Origin of the sequence: Agrobacterium sp. ES01 (genome assembly GCF_050320885.1) — a bacterium.
In the GTDB taxonomy this organism is placed as follows: Bacteria; Pseudomonadota; Alphaproteobacteria; order Rhizobiales; family Rhizobiaceae; genus Allorhizobium.
In genome coordinates, this window is record NZ_JBNQTH010000001.1 from 1078833 (window position 1) to 1094483 (window position 15651).

At 58.3% G+C, this 15651-nt stretch carries 14 protein-coding genes; all 14 read right to left on the reverse strand.

Annotation, left to right across the window (positions count from 1 at the left end; translation table 11 throughout):
- Positions 1–398: 398 nt before the first annotated feature.
- Complete coding sequence (gene fliF, locus ACQQ2Q_RS05350; RefSeq protein ID WP_428185981.1) at positions 399–2096, reverse strand: flagellar basal-body MS-ring/collar protein FliF; 1698 nt, start codon at positions 2094–2096, stop codon at positions 399–401.
- 244 nt (positions 2097–2340) lie between these two features.
- Positions 2341–2721: a chemotaxis protein CheT gene (gene cheT / locus ACQQ2Q_RS05355; protein WP_428185982.1), complete on the reverse strand. Its 381-nt coding sequence runs from the start codon at positions 2719–2721 to the stop codon at positions 2341–2343.
- 19 nt (positions 2722–2740) lie between these two features.
- Positions 2741–3298 carry a chemoreceptor glutamine deamidase CheD gene (gene cheD / locus ACQQ2Q_RS05360; protein WP_428185983.1) on the reverse strand — a complete coding sequence of 186 codons (558 nt, stop codon included), beginning with the start codon at positions 3296–3298 and terminating at the stop codon, positions 2741–2743.
- Positions 3295–3684: a response regulator gene (locus tag ACQQ2Q_RS05365; protein ID WP_428185984.1), complete on the reverse strand. Its 390-nt coding sequence runs from the start codon at positions 3682–3684 to the stop codon at positions 3295–3297. The genes cheD and ACQQ2Q_RS05365 overlap by 4 nt, the downstream gene beginning before the upstream one ends.
- A complete protein-coding gene (cheB, locus tag ACQQ2Q_RS05370; protein ID WP_428185985.1) occupies positions 3684–4739 on the reverse strand; it encodes a protein-glutamate O-methylesterase CheB in 1056 nt (351 codons plus the stop codon). Before cheB ends, ACQQ2Q_RS05365 begins: the two co-directional genes overlap by 1 nt.
- Complete coding sequence (gene cheR, locus ACQQ2Q_RS05375) at positions 4736–5644, reverse strand: protein-glutamate O-methyltransferase CheR (RefSeq protein WP_428185986.1); 909 nt, start codon at positions 5642–5644, stop codon at positions 4736–4738. The genes cheB and cheR overlap by 4 nt, the downstream gene beginning before the upstream one ends.
- A complete protein-coding gene (locus tag ACQQ2Q_RS05380) occupies positions 5641–6108 on the reverse strand; it encodes a chemotaxis protein CheW (protein ID WP_428185987.1) in 468 nt (155 codons plus the stop codon). Before ACQQ2Q_RS05380 ends, cheR begins: the two co-directional genes overlap by 4 nt.
- A gap of 4 nt (positions 6109–6112) precedes the next feature.
- Positions 6113–8368: a chemotaxis protein CheA gene (locus tag ACQQ2Q_RS05385; RefSeq protein ID WP_428185988.1), complete on the reverse strand. Its 2256-nt coding sequence runs from the start codon at positions 8366–8368 to the stop codon at positions 6113–6115.
- A 17-nt stretch (positions 8369–8385) separates the two neighbouring features.
- Positions 8386–8751 carry a chemotaxis response regulator CheY1 gene (gene cheY1, locus ACQQ2Q_RS05390; RefSeq protein WP_428185989.1) on the reverse strand — a complete coding sequence of 122 codons (366 nt, stop codon included), beginning with the start codon at positions 8749–8751 and terminating at the stop codon, positions 8386–8388.
- Positions 8748–9047: an STAS domain-containing protein gene (locus ACQQ2Q_RS05395; RefSeq protein WP_428185990.1), complete on the reverse strand. Its 300-nt coding sequence runs from the start codon at positions 9045–9047 to the stop codon at positions 8748–8750. Before ACQQ2Q_RS05395 ends, cheY1 begins: the two co-directional genes overlap by 4 nt.
- A 135-nt stretch (positions 9048–9182) precedes the next feature.
- Positions 9183–10829: a methyl-accepting chemotaxis protein gene (locus ACQQ2Q_RS05400; RefSeq protein ID WP_428185991.1), complete on the reverse strand. Its 1647-nt coding sequence runs from the start codon at positions 10827–10829 to the stop codon at positions 9183–9185.
- 364 nt (positions 10830–11193) lie between these two features.
- Positions 11194–12858, reverse strand: coding sequence for a CRTAC1 family protein (locus tag ACQQ2Q_RS05405; RefSeq protein ID WP_428185992.1), 1665 nt, complete (start codon positions 12856–12858; stop codon positions 11194–11196).
- Positions 12855–14267: a di-heme oxidoredictase family protein gene (locus tag ACQQ2Q_RS05410; RefSeq protein WP_428185993.1), complete on the reverse strand. Its 1413-nt coding sequence runs from the start codon at positions 14265–14267 to the stop codon at positions 12855–12857. The genes ACQQ2Q_RS05405 and ACQQ2Q_RS05410 overlap by 4 nt, the downstream gene beginning before the upstream one ends.
- A gap of 21 nt (positions 14268–14288) precedes the next feature.
- Complete coding sequence (locus ACQQ2Q_RS05415; protein ID WP_428185994.1) at positions 14289–15494, reverse strand: ROK family transcriptional regulator; 1206 nt, start codon at positions 15492–15494, stop codon at positions 14289–14291.
- Between the last annotated feature and the right edge of the window lie 157 nt (positions 15495–15651).

A 15651-nucleotide genomic window follows, 5' to 3' on the forward strand; every position in this document is an offset into this window, starting at 1 on the left:
TTAATACTGCGCTTCAGGATGCCGCACCGTCCCAAAGGCGTATCTTATATTGTTCGAAGCGGGCCACGAATCAGTTCATTCTACGTCATATGATTAGAAAGGCTACAACCTGTCCGGGGCACAGAAGCCCGCAAGCATAACATGCCATGCCTGCCAAGCTATCCATACGCTTATTGTTCAGGGTGTTACCGTGCTCAATCCCGCCAGCAGAAAAAAGCGTGGGTAACATTTGTCGAATGAAATCATTGACGAGCATCAGCGCGGCAGGTCTCACCCGTGCTTGATCGGCCGTGACGGTCACAAAGGCGATTTTATGGCGTGACCCGTCATTATTCCTGCGCAAACAAAAAAACCGCGCCTTTGAAAAGCGCGGTTTTCGATGATTGTTGCGGCCTCGATCAGGCGGCCTTGTCTCTTTCGACGGCCCATTTGCGGAGGATCTTGGCTGCGCGTTCTTCGCTGAGTTCCACCATTCGCGACAGGCGACGTTCGGGGCCTTCCTTGACCCGGCGATTGAAGCCGCCATTGGGATCGTCGTCCAGATCGAGCATATCGTCCGTCGAGTCGAAGCCGAAGTCCGAGCCGAAGCCTTCCATGAGCCCGCCGCTGTCGCCACCCGCCATGGCCGGCGAGAAGTCGGGGAGTTCCAGACCAGCGCCTTCTTCCGACGAGCCGGCTGCAATGCTGGCTGTGCTTCCGCCGCCCACCGAGCGAACCATCGGACGGATCCCCATCCAGACGACCAGGAATGCGACTGCAACAAAGGCGAGCGAATTGATGATGCCACCGAGGTTGCGGCTCAGCATGTCCATGACACCTGGGCCGGTCGCGGATTCTTCGAGCAACTGGTTCTCGAGGAAGTCCATGGCGGTCAGGGTGACCACATCGCCGCGCTTGTCGTCAATGCCGGCGGCAGACGCGACGATTGTCTGCATCTCGGCAAGATAGGCGTCGATTTTGGCCTGGTCAGCGGGTTCGCCAACCATTTTGGCAAGACGACCCTTGTTGACGACAACGGCAACAGAGATCTTTTCTACCGTGTAGCCGTTTTTGACTGTGGCGACAGACTTGCTGTTGATTTCGTAGTTGGTCTGCTCTTCCTTCTTGTCGGCTTCGTCGGAGGAGGCCGGACCACCGGAGCCACCTTCGGGGGCGCCCTGCGGGATATTCTGTTCGACCGTTGCAGCGGTATCCTGCTGCCGTGACTCCGATTTTGTCGCTTCCTTGGTCACGCGGACGGAGCGTTCGACACGGGATTCCGGGTCGTAGATGGTTTCCTGAATCTGCTGCGTATCGGTATTGAGCTGAGCAGTGACCGAGGACCGGAAGTTGTCCATGCCGAGGAATGGTGCCAATGCCTTGTCGATGTTGGATTCGATTTCCTGCTGAACCGACTGGACGACGCCAAGGGAACGTGTGGCAGCGCCACCGGATTCATCGCCGGAGGCCAGGAGCTGACCGGTGGAATCGAGAATTGTGACGTCTTCAACATCGAGACCCGGCACCGCCGAGGCGACCATATGCCGAATGGAGGCGGTCGCCTTGCGGCCAGTCGTCGAACTGGCGCGGATCATGACGGATGCGGTTGGTTTCTGCTCGCCACGGCGGAAATTGCCGACATCCGGCATGACGATGTGAACGCGTGCGGCGGCAATACCTGTGATCTGTTGAATCGTGCGGGCGATTTCGCCTTCAAGAGCGCGAACCCTGGTCACTTCCTGCATAAACGATGTGAGGCCGAGCGAACCGACATTGTCGAAAAGCTCGTAGCCGGCATTGGCGCTGTTGGGCAGGCCACGCTCGGCCAGCATCAACCGGGCTTTTCCGGTCATGCCTGCGGGCACACTGATGCTCTTTCCATCGGTGCCGACTTCGAAGTTGATGCCCGTCTCGGCGAGCGCCATGCTCACCTGATTAAGGTCGACATTCTCCAGACCGACATAGAGCGTTTCATATGCAGGCTTGTTGACATAGATGGCACCGGCCAGGATGAGGGCGATTGAAACAATGCCGACACCTGCTAGAGCCATCAGTCGTGCCTGGCCAAGCCCGGCCAGGTTTTTAGTGACCTGAACTAATTGATTTAACAGATTCATTCTGTCTCACACCGTCTAACGAAGGGTTTAAGGCTTCTTGCCTTAGTGAGACTAATATAAGTCGAAACTTGTGCGAGCGTTTCGTTCAGGCAAGTTTCGCGAGCATATATGCAGTGCAAGATACTGGCGGAATTGGTGTAGATCGCGCAGCACAGATGGTCGGTCAGACACAACAGGTGCGCCCGAAGACCTTGTTATGCTTCGAAAGCCGTCATCCGATCAGCCGCAGTATTCGCCTCGTTCCCTAGAAGAGATCAAAGTCGCCCGAGGCTTTATCGAGGGGCTGCGAATGGCCGTGACGGAAGCCTGCGCCCAGAGATTTCTGCATCTCGGCAAGCTTCACCAGGCTAAGGGCCGTCGAGACATCCACGACCCAATCGTCCGAAATCGTGCCGGTGATCGTGTCGATGAATTCTGCCAGGCCGCGGGCCTTCTGCACAGCCAGATCAATGCCTTGCATGATCTTGAGACTGTCGGGAGACTCCAGGATCTTTTCACCGCCAAGTTCGAGAACCTGCGGTTCGATACGTTCGATCAGATATGCGACATCATGTAATTCGGAAACCACACGCATCAGGACGTCAGGCAAAGTTTCTTCCACGAGTGAGGTCTCCCTTACATACATTACGCTCCAGCCTCTTGGGCTAGAAGAACTCGATTGAACTCTCGACCGGCTTGCTGACCGGAACGACTGGCTTCTGTTCCAGTGCCACCGTCTTCTGTGTCTCTGCACCCGTCAGCGGATACTGACGTGCCCGACCACTGACCGGCCAGAACTCGAGCTTTCGACCATGGTCCCCGCCCGTGGAGGAGCCAACAACCGTTATCCCTTCATCGCGCAGGAACTGCATGGCAAATGCCGCGTTCTGTTCGCCGACATTGGAGAAGGTCGCAATTGTCTTGGCTCCACCGAAGACCTTGGCTTCAAGACGGTCACGCCGCGCGCCCTTCTTCAGGAGGCCGTTGATCAGCAACTCCATCAGATGAACGCCGTAACGTGTCGCATCGCCGCCGCCCGCACCCGGCGTGGCCGAGCCTGGAAGCAGGAAGTGGTTCATGCCGCCAACACCGGCGACAGGATCGCGCAGGCATGCTGCCACACACGATCCAAGGATCGTTGACAGAACCACATCTGGATCACTGACAACCTTGTACTCCCCCTGGATAATGTGGACCCGCTTGGCCGCGCCTTCTGCTATCATTTCAATGCTCCGAATACAGCTTCAATCGCCGCCTTCATCTTGTCGATGGTGAAAGGCTTGGCGAGAACGTTGTTGGCTCCAAGCTGAGCGGCCTTCTGCACCAGTGCACGGTCTCCCTGTGCGGTCAGAATGATGAAGGCAGCCTTCTTGGTGGTGGGGTTCGCGCGGACGTGCTGCAGAAATACCAGTCCGTCCATCTTGGGCATGTTGAAATCGGAGATGACAAGGTGATGCGGCTGCTGGGCCATGATCTTCATGCCCTGTTCGCCGTCACCTGCCGCAGTAATTTGCTTGAAACCGAGCTGCGTCAGAGCATCACTGAGAAGCAGTCGGCTCGTAACCTGATCGTCAACGATCAGAACTTTAATTTTTTCTGCGATAGACATTAGTCGATACCTTCTTTTCGGGCGGCTGCAAGTTTGAGAATTTCTTCGCCAATGGAATTCAACGGTAGTTGGTGCTCTACGGCACCCAGCTCATAGGCAACGCGCGGCATGCCGTAAACGACGCACGTTTTTTCGTTTTGGCCGATCGTGCGCGCACCGGCGTGCCGCATTTTCAACAAACCGGAAGCACCGTCGCGGCCCATCCCAGTCAGGATAGCGCCAATAGCGTTACGTCCAGCGAGTTCGGCAACGGAGTCGAACAAAGCATCCACCGACGGGCAATGACCGTTGATCGGTGGGCGTTCGACCAGCCTGCAGCAGGGTGCCGATGCGTTCGTCACCTGTAAATGACGGCTTCCACCGGGCGCAAGAAATATTTTGCCGATCTCCAGGCGCGCTCCATCGGTTGCCTCCTCAACAACCGGCGCGCACAGACGATTCAACCGTTCAGCGAAGCTTTTGGTGAATGTCGGCGGCATATGCTGCGTTATCACCGTGGGCGGGCAGTTACGCGGGAAGTTCTGCAAGACGTTGATCAATGCCTCGACGCCGCCCGTAGAAGAGCCGATGGCAACGATTTTACGACCCACCCGAAATTCAACGGCAGGCGCCGAATTGGCAGCTGGCGGCGGCGAAGCCGCACGCTTGTTGCTGTAGCGCCATCCCGAACGCGCGGCCGCTTTGACCTTTTCAGCAAGGTCACCGAAGGGCTGACGCTCGCCGGGTGCCGGCTTTCCAACGCAGTCGAAAGCGCCGATTTCCAATGCCGTGAGCGAGGCCTCCGCGCCGTGATGGGTCATGGTGGAGACCATGATCACCGGCATTGGCCGCAAGCGCATGATTTTTTCGAGGAACTCAAGTCCGTTCATGTTCGGCATCTCGATATCGAGAGTGACGACATCCGGATTGAGCTGTTTGATGGCCGCACGGGCCTCTATCGCATCGCCTGCCTGACCGACAACGTTCACTTCCGGATCGGAATTGAGCACAGCCGAGATCAGTCCCCGCATCGTAGGTGAATCATCGACGACAAGAACGCGTGCCGGGTTGGTCATGCACCCCTCCCGCCGAATTTTCCGGTGTAGCGATAGGTGGTGATGCCGATATTGTCGAACTGGTTCTTCGCATCGCCCGAAACGCGCTCGGAGTGTCCGATATAGAGATGACCGCCCTGGGGAAGCAGACCGGCAAAGCGGTTCCAAATGCGCACCTGGGTGGGCTCGTCGAAATAGATAACGACGTTACGGCAGAAGATCACATCGAACGGCCCCTTGAACGGCCACTGGGCCATCAGGTTCAGCTCGTTATAGGTTATGAGGCGCTTGACCTTGTCGTCGACCTGGAATTTGCGACGTCCGTTGATGTCGACTTCCTTGAACCATTGCTTGCGCATGGCAGGGCTGACCGTTTCCAGCGCCTGTTCGTCATAGGCACCCTGACGGGCGATTGCCAGGATCTTCGGATCGATGTCCGTGGCCAGGATCTTGAAGTCGTACTCCGCTGCATTCGGCAGCATGGCAAGCACCGTCAATGCGATGGAATACGGTTCCTGACCGTCTGAGGATGCCGCTGACCAGATGCGCACGCGCCCGCCGCTCTTGGCGCGGGCGATGAGACCTGGCAACACCTCATCGCGCAGATGCTCGAAGTGATGATTTTCGCGGAAAAAGCGGGTGAAATTGGTGGTCAGATGCGAGAGCATTTCACGACGCTCGGCTGCACCTTCCTGCGAGGACACCAGGTTGCAATAATCACGGAAGCCACGCAGGCCGAGGTTGCGAATATGCTTGGACAGCCGTGAATAAACCAGAGACGCCTTGGAATCGTTGAGCGCAATACCGGCATCCGAATAGATCATTGCAGCAATCTCATTGAGATCGCGGCGCGTCAGAGGGTATTCGCCAGATGCCAATACCTCATCATCGTTCAACCGGGTTTTTGTTTGACTCAACATGCTCATGCAGCTTCACTCTCAGCATCGGGGAACAGTGCACCAAGTTCGATAAGGCATATCATCCGCTTTTCGATGGCGAGAATGCCACGGGCATATTGCTTTTCGAGGTCTGATGAGACTTCCGGGGTTGGTTGAATGATATCGTCCGTAACTGTCAGAATGTCGGAAACGGCATCGACCAAAAGACCAATGACGCGGCTTTTCACTTGCGCGACGATGATGACATGGCGTGCCGTGGGTTGGGTGGGCGGCATGCCAAGTCTCTTCGCCGTATCCACGATGGGCAAAACCGCACCGCGTAGATTAATGACGCCGAGGACATAAGACGGTGCATGGGGAATTCCCGTTGCAGGCGTCCAGCCTCGAATTTCGCGTACAGACATGATGTTGACGCAAAATTCCTGATCGCCGATACGGAAAGCAATAAGCTCCCGTATGCCCTGGCTCAGAGTTTTTACGACGTCCGACATGACCTTATCCCGCGACGGCTAGCGACATTTCTTGTTTCAACGATTGCCCCCGCGAGGCGGCAACAACGGCATCGACGTCGAGAATGAGCGCAACGCGGCCATCTCCGAGGATCGTTGCAGCAGCGATGCCGGGCACGTGGGTGTAGTTGGCTTCGAGGCTCTTGATGACGACCTGGCGCTGGCCCTGGATCGCATCGACCATGAGCGCGCGCTGACCGCCACCTTCGGATTCAACCAGTAGGGCGACGCCATCCACCGGATTGGCCTGCGAGCTGCGGAAGTTGAGAATGCGACCGACATCGACCAGCGGGCAGAAGGAATTGCGGATCGAGATAAGCCGTTGATTGGCGCCGAAGGAGTGGATGCTCTCGGCTTCCGGCTGCAGTGTCTCGACGATCGCCGTCAGCGGAACCACCAGGGTCTGGCCAGCGACTGTGACAACCATACCATCGAGAACCGCAAGCGTGAGCGGGAGGCTCATGGTGAAGGTGGAGCCGAGACCCGGACGTGAGTTGATCGAGATACGACCGCCCAGCGCCTGAATGGACCGCTTGACCACGTCCATGCCGACGCCACGACCGGAGATATCGGAGATCTGGTCCGCCGTGGAGAAGCCCGGCATAAAGATCAGATTGTCGACTTCCTCGTCCGTCAGATTGGCATCGGCAGCGATGAGTTCGTTGTCGATGGCCTTCTGCTTGACGCGTTCGCGGTTGATCCCGGCGCCGTCGTCAGCCAGTTCGATGACAATGCGGCCGGAACGGTGTTTCGCGGTCAGCTTGACGGTGCCTTCCGGGTTTTTGCCGGCGGCAGTCCGCTTTTCCGGTGTTTCAACGCCATGGTCGACGGCGTTTCTGATCATGTGGGTCAAAGGCTCGGCCAGCTTGTCGATGACCGTCTTGTCCACTTCGGTGTTTTCACCTTCGGTGATCAGGCGGATCGACTTGCCGACCATATCGGCCACTTCGCGGACGATACGCGACATGCGCTGGAAGACCGGCTTCACCGGCTGCGCGCGGATGGCCATGACCGAGTCCTGGATCTCGCGGGTGAGCTGCTGCAGCTCTTCGAGGCCCATATTGACAGTGGACGAACCATTGTTGTCGTTGTCGGTCACACTCTGCGAGAGCATGGCCTGGTTGATGACAAGCTCGCCGACGAGGTTGATCAGACGGTCGACGCGATCGAGATCGACGCGAATGGTCTGGCCAGCCGATGAGTTGGCAGCAGCGGCGGCGGCGTTGTTCTGTTGAGCGGCGGCAGCGGCGGCTGCAGCAGACATGGCCTTGGACGGGCTTGCTGCCGCACTTGCAGCCGCATTGACCACATCCGTCGCAGTCTGTGCGGCGGCAACAGCCTGCGCCGTGTCGCTTTCAGCCGGTCCGTCATCGTCGAGAGCAGAGAGATCGAAAGGTACCGGCACCATAGGAAGTTCTTCCTTGGCTGCACTTTCGTCCGTCTCTTCGCGCGCCGTCACTTCAAGTTCGCAGTCCCATTCAGCGAATTCGAAGACCGAGCGAATTCCTTCTTCACCCGCTTCAGGCGAAATCTGGATCGTCCATTTGAAATAAGCTGCTTCTGGATCCATGTCCGCCAGGGACGGCAGGTCATCCATGTTGCAGTTGATGCTCATCTCGCCAAGCTTGGACAGATTGCGCAAAAGCAGCGTCGCATCATTGCCCTTGGAGTAGAGGTCAGCGCGTGGCTTGAAACTGATGTCGAAGGTCGTTGCGGCCGATGCTTCGTCATCGCCACCGAACTCATCGAATGTGAACGGAACGGGCTGGAAGCCACTGTCATCCGTCGGTGCAGGCGCCGGGGCTGCGGCTTCAGCCGGTGCGGGCGCTGCTGCGGCCGGTGCAGACGCCGGCAGCGCCTCCCCATTTGCAAGCGCTTCCAGCTCCTTGACAAGGCCGGCGGAGCGGGATGCTTCAACCGATGTTCCGTCGCGGGAGGCATTGGTCAAATCGGCCAGCACGTCTGCCGACTTGAGCATGACCTTCATTACTTCAGGGCCGGGCTCGAGCTTGTTGGATCGAACGCAATCAAGAGTCGTTTCAAAGACATGCGCGAAGGCCACCAGGTCATCAAGACCGAATGCACCGGCACCACCCTTGATCGAGTGAACCGCGCGGAAAACGGCGTTTACCGTCTCCGGGTCCCGATCTCCATCGTTCATTTTCAGCAGACCGGATTCCAATTCGGCGAGCTGCTCCTCGCATTCCTGGAAAAAGATCTCTTTGATTTCGTTCATATCCATAGGAGAAGTTCCCGGTATTAGGCGGTTACACGCTCAATCGCATCGATCAGCTTGGTCGGATCAAATGGCTTTACGATCCAACCGGTGGCCCCCGCCTGACGGGCGCGGTTCTTTTTCTCGGCATCACTTTCCGTGGTCAGCACCAGGATCGGGATAGCGCGAAATTTTTCGTTGCGACGAACGCCTTCGATGAAGCCGAAGCCGTCGAGACGCGGCATGTTGATGTCCGTGACGATCACGTCCGGATCGCAACCTTCGAGAACTTCAAGTCCTTCAATTCCGTCTTCGGCCTGGATGGTCTCAAAGCCGGCATTGTTGAGGGTTACCAGAAGCATGTTCCGGATTGTCCGCGAATCATCGACGGTCAAAACCTTCTTCTTCATTGCTGAATCTCCTTCGCGAGCAGATGATCAATATTTACGCCGATGAGCTGTAGAGTTTTGGTGAAAGTCTCCGATACGCTGGCGAATGAGTAAGACTTCTTGTCCTCCTCCCACGCCTTGGCGCCGGCCATCAAAACCTGAACGCATGGAGTGCTGACGCGCTCAACCTCGGAGGCGTCGATCGCCAGCGGCTTGCCACGCAGAGACAGAAGGCTTTCACGAAGCGTGGAGGCCTCATTGAGATCCAGCACAGCGGACAGTTTCAAACTGCCTTGCGCGCTTTTCTTGGGTGCCATCAATTCTTTCCTTGTCTTCCGTTCCCGGATGTCATGCGCTCGCGAAAAGCCGTGTCAGAAGCAGTGAACCGCCGCCTTCTGACGCATTTCGTGTTCGCCTTCTTCCTGTGTATACGAATGTGGTAAATAATCCCCTCACGTCGCCAACCCCGCTATCTGGGCGGGAAAGACATTCTCGTCGTCATAGGAAACAAACGCGACCGCAGGGTCGGCGCGATTGAAACCGGACAGCTCGGAGTGCTGTGCACCATTGGCTGCAAGGGCTATTTCCGGCCGGCGGGCCGTGACCGTTTCGCGGCGGCGAATGCGGAAGCGACGTACTGTTTCACCCAATTCAAGGATGACAGTCTGAAGGTCATCCGCTTCGGCGCGAGCCGCTTCTGTTTCATGGGCATGCTCGCGGGCGCCGGCTCCGATCTCGCGGATGGTACCTGCGACACGATCGACATCCTGCGCATGCTCTCCGGTGCCACGGGCCAGAATGGAGACAGTGTCGTTGATACCGGCGACCTGTCCGGCAATCTCGCCGATGGCCTTCTGGGTCTGGCCAACAATATCCACGCCCGCCTCGACCTGGCTCTTGGTCGTCGCAACAAGGTTCTTGATTTCGCGTGCGGCTTCTGCGGAGCGTTGGGCAAGTGCGCGCACTTCCTGGGCAACGACCGCAAAACCGCGGCCGGAATCGCCAGCGCGCGCGGCTTCGATACCGGCGTTCAACGCCAGCAGATTGGTCTGGAAGGCGATCTCGTCGATCGACCCGATGATCTTGCCGATCTGTTCGGCCGAGGCTTCGATATCGGCCATGGCGCTAATTGCGCGGCCGGCAACCTGACCACTTGCTTCAACGGAACTGCGCGTTTGGCTGGCAGCTTTTTCTGCAACCTGACAGCGATCCGCACTTTCGCGAACGCGCCTGGTCATGTCTTCCAGTTCCGACGATGTGTCGGAGAGAAGACGCAGCTGGGTATCGGCACGCGTTGCGTTGCGCTGCGTGCTGGCCAGGGTCTTTGCGATCTGCGCCTCGACAACGGCGACGCGCTCGTCGAATTGGGTGAAAACGGACTGGATTTCTTCCATGCCGTTATTCAACTGCTCCGCGAGACCCTTGTATTCCTGTGGGAGTTCGCCCTCTACGCGGCGGCTCAGATCACGATCGGCAAAGGCTTCCAGTACGGCACCGAAGGCATTGACGACATCTGCGCGGTCATGCTTGCGCTGATCGGCCAGATCGCGTTTGTGCTTTTGACGCAATTCGTTGAAGCGCAGCGAAACGGCGATGTCGACATCGACCATGACCAGACGCAGCAGCGCGTGGGCAAGACTGTTGAGTTCGTTGTTGCGACGCTTGGCCGATGAAAGAAAACGTCTGCTGCCCAGATCCGCCATGATACCGGTGAGGATATGCTCGAGCACGACGGCATGGCCAAGCACGCGCCAGCGGGGATCGAGCCCAAGGCGACTTTCGGTATCGGCCAGCACTTTGGCCCGCTCGGCATACAGTGCGTCGAAGCGCGCATCCGTCAGGACATCCCAATGGGAGGTCAGAAGGTCCTGAAAACGATCAAACTGCTGTTCAGACGTGAAACAGGCGGCGGCATCCGGAAAGCTGGCGAAACGGTGGAAAAGGTCACGAAGGCCGGCTTTGACAAAGGGCTCGATGAAGGAACGGTGCAAGCGCAGGCATTCGCCTGCTTGCGCATCGAAGCCGGCAAAGCGCAACCGTTCACGCAGGCCGCCCGCCTGGGTGTTGGTCGCCTTGTCTGTCGATTGCCCCTCGTTCAAGCACAAAGTCCTCAAGCACTCGCGATGCCTTTCGGCATCGGCGCGGCCACACCAATCAGGGTTTTCTGTGTGAGATTGCGGGTTTTCGCCGTGCCGGGGATCACTCCTCGGCAGGCAAAGCCGTTCTCACCAAAGATCAATCCTGAGACTGTTTTAATGAAAACATACCGGGCCAGAACCGGTACAACGGTGCGGCGTCATGCCATATGCGGACCACGCGTTTGTGTGTCCAATCCGTCGTATACCCCAAGTCTTATGGTTAATTCCTTGCTCGAAGGTTAACTCAGGTTACCACCACGGCACATTTATACAAGTAAGACCTAAAAAAGACGCAACTCGTATGTGGGGCACCCAAGATCAGCGACTACGGCAGGTTCCGCCTTGAGGAGAACCAGTATTTGGCGGCTATTGCGCCCCGGCGGATGACCACGTGCTGATTGGCGAAAATCCGATAGGGAGGACTCCACTCTCCATCAGGCCATTGAACGCGCACGACCGCGCGCTCATTCACGCCCAGCCCGAGATGGGTGAAGCCCAACTGCCCCGAGGCATGACCGCCACCGACCTGCACGGTTCTGACCTGCGTGAGTGTGCCGGCACGAACGTTGATCCTGGCACCGATACCGTTCGGATTGATCTCGCCATTGTCCAGTTCGATCTTGGTCCAGTTGCCCAGTGGGCGGTAGCCCCAGTCCGTGCGGGCGCCCAGATTGCGGAACAGGCTGGCTTTCTGGCTGCGGTTGACGACGAGGATGTCGAGCATGCCATCGGCATTGAAATCTTCCACCAGACCTCCGCGGCCCTTGGTCCGAAGGGCAATGCCGGCTACGTCTCCTTCTTCCTGGAATTTGCCGGCGAAATCCGACAGCAACAGATTGTCGGGATCAAAAGAAGCAAATTCCGGCATCTGTTCGACATTGCCCTTGGCAATGAAGAGGTCGAGATTGGTATCGTTGTTCACATCGGCGAATTGGCTGTGCCAGCCGGTGGAGGGTCGGCGATCATCCCCTGCATAAGGGCGATGTGCGGTGGTGCCGCGCTCGAAGGCAATGTCCCGATAGGTGGGGCGGTCCTCCTCGGCCTCGTCATCCAGTGTCTGCAACATGGTATCGCCCATGGATGTCAGCGCATATTCCGGCAGGCCATCAGCGTTCAGATCGGCCTGCGCGATGCCCATGCCCCAGATCTTCAGCGACGCCCAGCCCTGCGCGGTTGTGTATTGGCGTGGGGGACGGCCCGGATCGATCTGCCAGAGCTGCTCCTTGCCACCTCTATAATATTGCCGGTCGTTGGTGACCCTGAGCGAAGGCTGGCCAGAGCGGTTCCAGTCGGTAAAGAGCATGGAGAGCGTGCAATAGCTCGGATCGAGCTTGAAAGGCTCGGAATAGTCGGGGGTTTCCTTGTTTGCCGTGGGGCGCATCAACTCGTTGGGGCTGCATGTACCAAATGGCGTGCCGGGCGCGCTGCGATCGACATAGTTGCCGAAGGCAAGGGTGGGATAATGCGCAGCCGCCTCCCAGGTGGCGGAAAAGGCTGTCGTCCAGTCGCGCCCGCCTGCGAGCGAGAAGGCACGATTGGCCTTTTCAAAACGGCAATCTGCAGCGCCCTTCAGCACGATATTTTCGCCAAGTCGGAGGAGAACGAGATCCGGATGGCGGTCATTGTCGATATCGACCGGATAGGCACCGAGGACGGATTTCAGATCGCGTTCGGTGAGATCAAGGGCTATCTTTTCGAACTTCAACGCTCCGCCAGCGGCACTCCGGTTCACATAGAGACCAAGTGCGCTCGTGCCGCCGGCCAGCAGCAGATCGGGCATGCGGTCGCCGTTGCAATCGAAGCTCGCCGCACCGCCGCCGACGAAGAATTCCCAGCCGCCGGTGTAGGAATGATCAATGCCGGCCGCCAAGGCCTCTTCGTTGAAGCGCGGCACGTCGCCTGCGAAGGGCTTCTCGTCTTCCGCGACAACGGAGGAGGCGAAAGCCGTGATGGCCAAAGCAATGACGGGTAAACTGAAATGATTTTTCATGGCGTGATCACCAGCGTTTTCAAAAAGGCAATGATGCGGTTCCGGTCGTCTTCGGATGCAGCGATATAGGCATCGCGCGGGGTGCGGGCTGCACCGCCATGTGCACGAATGACCTCGTCCATGGTCGTGATGTCATTGCGATGACCGTAGGGTTCGGTCGATGCGATGCCCCAAAGTTCGGCGGTCATGAAAATATTGCGATCGACAAAGCGCTGGGCCAGCAATTCATTGCCCAGTTGTTCGACACTGTTGTCGGTGATCACATGGCGTTTGAGATCGCCGTAAAGCGGCACCAGAACCTCGCCTTTTTCGTTGCGCGGCAGGGTTTTCGTCCATTCCAGCAGAGCCAGATCATAGGTCGCGACCTGCTCCACCTGAGCGTCGTTCAGGGTGCCGGCGACATCGCTTGGACCGGGATCGGCAAAGGACAGACTTTTCAATGGAAGGCTGGGCCGATGGCAGCTGGCACAGCCGAGTTTGTCGAAAACCTGTTCACCCTCCTTGGCCAGGATCCGCCAGGGCTCGTTCTCCGGGGTGATGCGGACCGGCGCGGGCAGACCGGCCTGCCAGGCAACGAGGGCGGAAATATCGCCGTCGCTCATTTCATCAGCGGCTCCGTCGTCATCGAAGTCGGCGGTCCCCGTCCAGCGAGAGCCGAAACGCTCGGATGCTTCCATGCCGTGATGCTGGTTCATGGCATTGACCGAGAACTGACGCAGCGATGTCATCACGCCCTTCTGGGTGAAGGGGCGAATGACGAGATCCATATCAACGCCATCCAGATCCTCCAGATCGACGATGCCATCGGGGTGAACCGTCAACCAGCCGAAGTCGACCCCCTTGGACGACAATGGGACCCGCTGGCTTTCGCCCGATCGTGCAGCTTTCTCCAGGGCTGCATCCCGCGCGGCCTGAAGGTCTAATGTCATCTCACGGGCCAGAAGTTCAACCAGACCAGACCCAAACAGGTGATTGGTGCCGCGCTCGTTTGAGAACTGCGGATCGGTGGTGTCGAAATCTGCGCTCTCGAACCCCTCCGAGACAAAGACATTGGTGACGAAGTCCCCGGCCCCGCCGGCGACCGGCATATTGTGGCAGGATGCACAGGAATTGGCGTCGAGACCGGCCGTGCGACTGAATTCGCTGGCCACCGGGTGACGACGTTTGGTGGGCACGATCGCCTGGGTGGCGCCAGGACGCCCCGCACCATCCAGCCTGGTGAAGCGGGCCTTGAAAAGCTCCTCCCCGATCAACCGCAAGGTGGCCAGCTCTTCTGCTGACAAGTCTCCAGAGACGGTCAGGCCGGCGGCGCCCAGCGCTGGTGTGCGTTCCTCCCAGGGCTCAGCGGCCGCCGATGGCGACGCCGCTGCCACCAGCCCCCATAGCAATACCCTCTGCAAATACTTCATCTTCCCTCCCCCTGTTCCCGCTCAGGGAACAGTCAAAACAATATCCTCGTCAATGAGGTCGAGCGCGCGCTCCAGATGACCTTCGAAAACGAGCTGCGGTTCGTCCGCAGCAACTGAAATCTCCGGCAATCCCTCCATCCGGACCACCTGAGACTGTGAAAGTCCCTCGACCAGCCCCGCGCGCAACAGATCGAAATACCGAGCGCCCGGTCCGGTGACCGTGATTGGCATGCCGCCGTTCAGGCTGAGAACGCGCGACAGCCCATAGCCGAGTGCCAGACCTGCCTCGCGGAAGGCATAGCCCGGGCGGCGTTCGCCATTTCTGGCGCTGGCTGCAAGCTTGTCGACTTCGGCCAAGGGCACGAATTTGGCCGGGATGGTATCTCTTGGGACCTCGAAGGCGCTGCGCAGAATGGCGTAGAAACCGGCATAGGCCTCGATACAGCCGTGCGCACCGCAGCGACACAGAGCCACATTGGGCACATGCAGCATGTGACCGAAATTGGGAGCGGTTACTTCCAGTCCATCGACCGAGCGCCGCAGCGCCAATCCAAGACCGATGCTGTGGCCCAGCGACAGGCTGGCCAGTCCCTTGAAGGCCCTGCCCTTTTCCTGAGCGGCCCGCCGGCCAAGAGCGCGGGCGACGAGCAAAGTCTCATTGCTCAAAAGAATGCGCGAGGGCCAGCGATCCGATAGGCCTTCGGCGAAATCGACACGTTCAGAGCCGAGCACCGGCGACCACATCAAAACCGGTTCGTTGGGCTCGACGATGCCCTTGCTGCTGATTGAAATGGCCCGAACCTGTTCGGCAGAAATCTGCGAGCGCTCGGCAATCCGGCCCAAACCGTCGCGGATGGCCTGAAGAAAGGCGCCGGCGCCTCCCTCGACACGCGGTTCGACAAACCGGTCGATCAGGCGCCCGGAATAATCCGCAAGGGAATATTGCATGGCGTCGGAAGAGATGATGATCACGATGAGATAGGCGATATCGCGTCTTTGCGTGAAGAGTACACGGGGACGCCCGCGACGCGCCGCAGCCTGTGCTTCCGACTTTTGCAGAATATGCGCGCGCTCGAGATCGGCTGTGATGGCCGAGACCGTGGCCGAGGACAAATGTGTGATGTCTGCAATTTCAGTATGCGAAAGCTGGCCCTTCCGGCGAACTGCCTTCAGTACCAATATGCTGTTTTGCAGCCGGACCAATTCGGTGCTCGACTTGGCAAGCATCACTAGGTCCCCTCCCTATCGACAGGCTTACGCGGCGCTTCTCCCGGGACTGTCCGGCCGGCTTCTATAACCTCGCCCGCTCTTGTTGACAGCCCCGGATTTATCTGACATTTAATTTCTCGACTGTCGAGAAAAAATAAGTTTTTCGACAGACCTT

Bases quoted from the DNA above. Each gene is read 5' to 3' on its own strand.
- cheD (WP_428185983.1), bottom strand. From the start codon at position 3,298: ATGATAGCAGAAGGCGCGGCCAAGCGGGTCCACATTATCCAGGGGGAG.
- ACQQ2Q_RS05410 (WP_428185993.1), bottom strand. From the start codon at position 14,267: ATGAAGTATTTGCAGAGGGTATTGCTATGGGGGCTGGTGGCAGCGGCG.
- ACQQ2Q_RS05380 (WP_428185987.1), bottom strand. From the start codon at position 6,108: ATGTCGGACGTCGTAAAAACTCTGAGCCAGGGCATACGGGAGCTTATT.
- cheB (WP_428185985.1), bottom strand. From the start codon at position 4,739: ATGACCAACCCGGCACGCGTTCTTGTCGTCGATGATTCACCTACGATG.
- fliF (WP_428185981.1), bottom strand. From the start codon at position 2,096: ATGAATCTGTTAAATCAATTAGTTCAGGTCACTAAAAACCTGGCCGGG.
- ACQQ2Q_RS05415 (WP_428185994.1), bottom strand. From the start codon at position 15,494: ATGCTTGCCAAGTCGAGCACCGAATTGGTCCGGCTGCAAAACAGCATA.
- ACQQ2Q_RS05395 (WP_428185990.1), bottom strand. From the start codon at position 9,047: ATGGCACCCAAGAAAAGCGCGCAAGGCAGTTTGAAACTGTCCGCTGTG.
- ACQQ2Q_RS05405 (WP_428185992.1), bottom strand. From the start codon at position 12,858: ATGAAAAATCATTTCAGTTTACCCGTCATTGCTTTGGCCATCACGGCT.
- cheT (WP_428185982.1), bottom strand. From the start codon at position 2,721: ATGTATGTAAGGGAGACCTCACTCGTGGAAGAAACTTTGCCTGACGTC.
- ACQQ2Q_RS05365 (WP_428185984.1), bottom strand. From the start codon at position 3,684: ATGTCTATCGCAGAAAAAATTAAAGTTCTGATCGTTGACGATCAGGTT.
- cheY1 (WP_428185989.1), bottom strand. From the start codon at position 8,751: ATGAAGAAGAAGGTTTTGACCGTCGATGATTCGCGGACAATCCGGAAC.
- cheR (WP_428185986.1), bottom strand. From the start codon at position 5,644: ATGAGCATGTTGAGTCAAACAAAAACCCGGTTGAACGATGATGAGGTA.
- ACQQ2Q_RS05385 (WP_428185988.1), bottom strand. From the start codon at position 8,368: ATGGATATGAACGAAATCAAAGAGATCTTTTTCCAGGAATGCGAGGAG.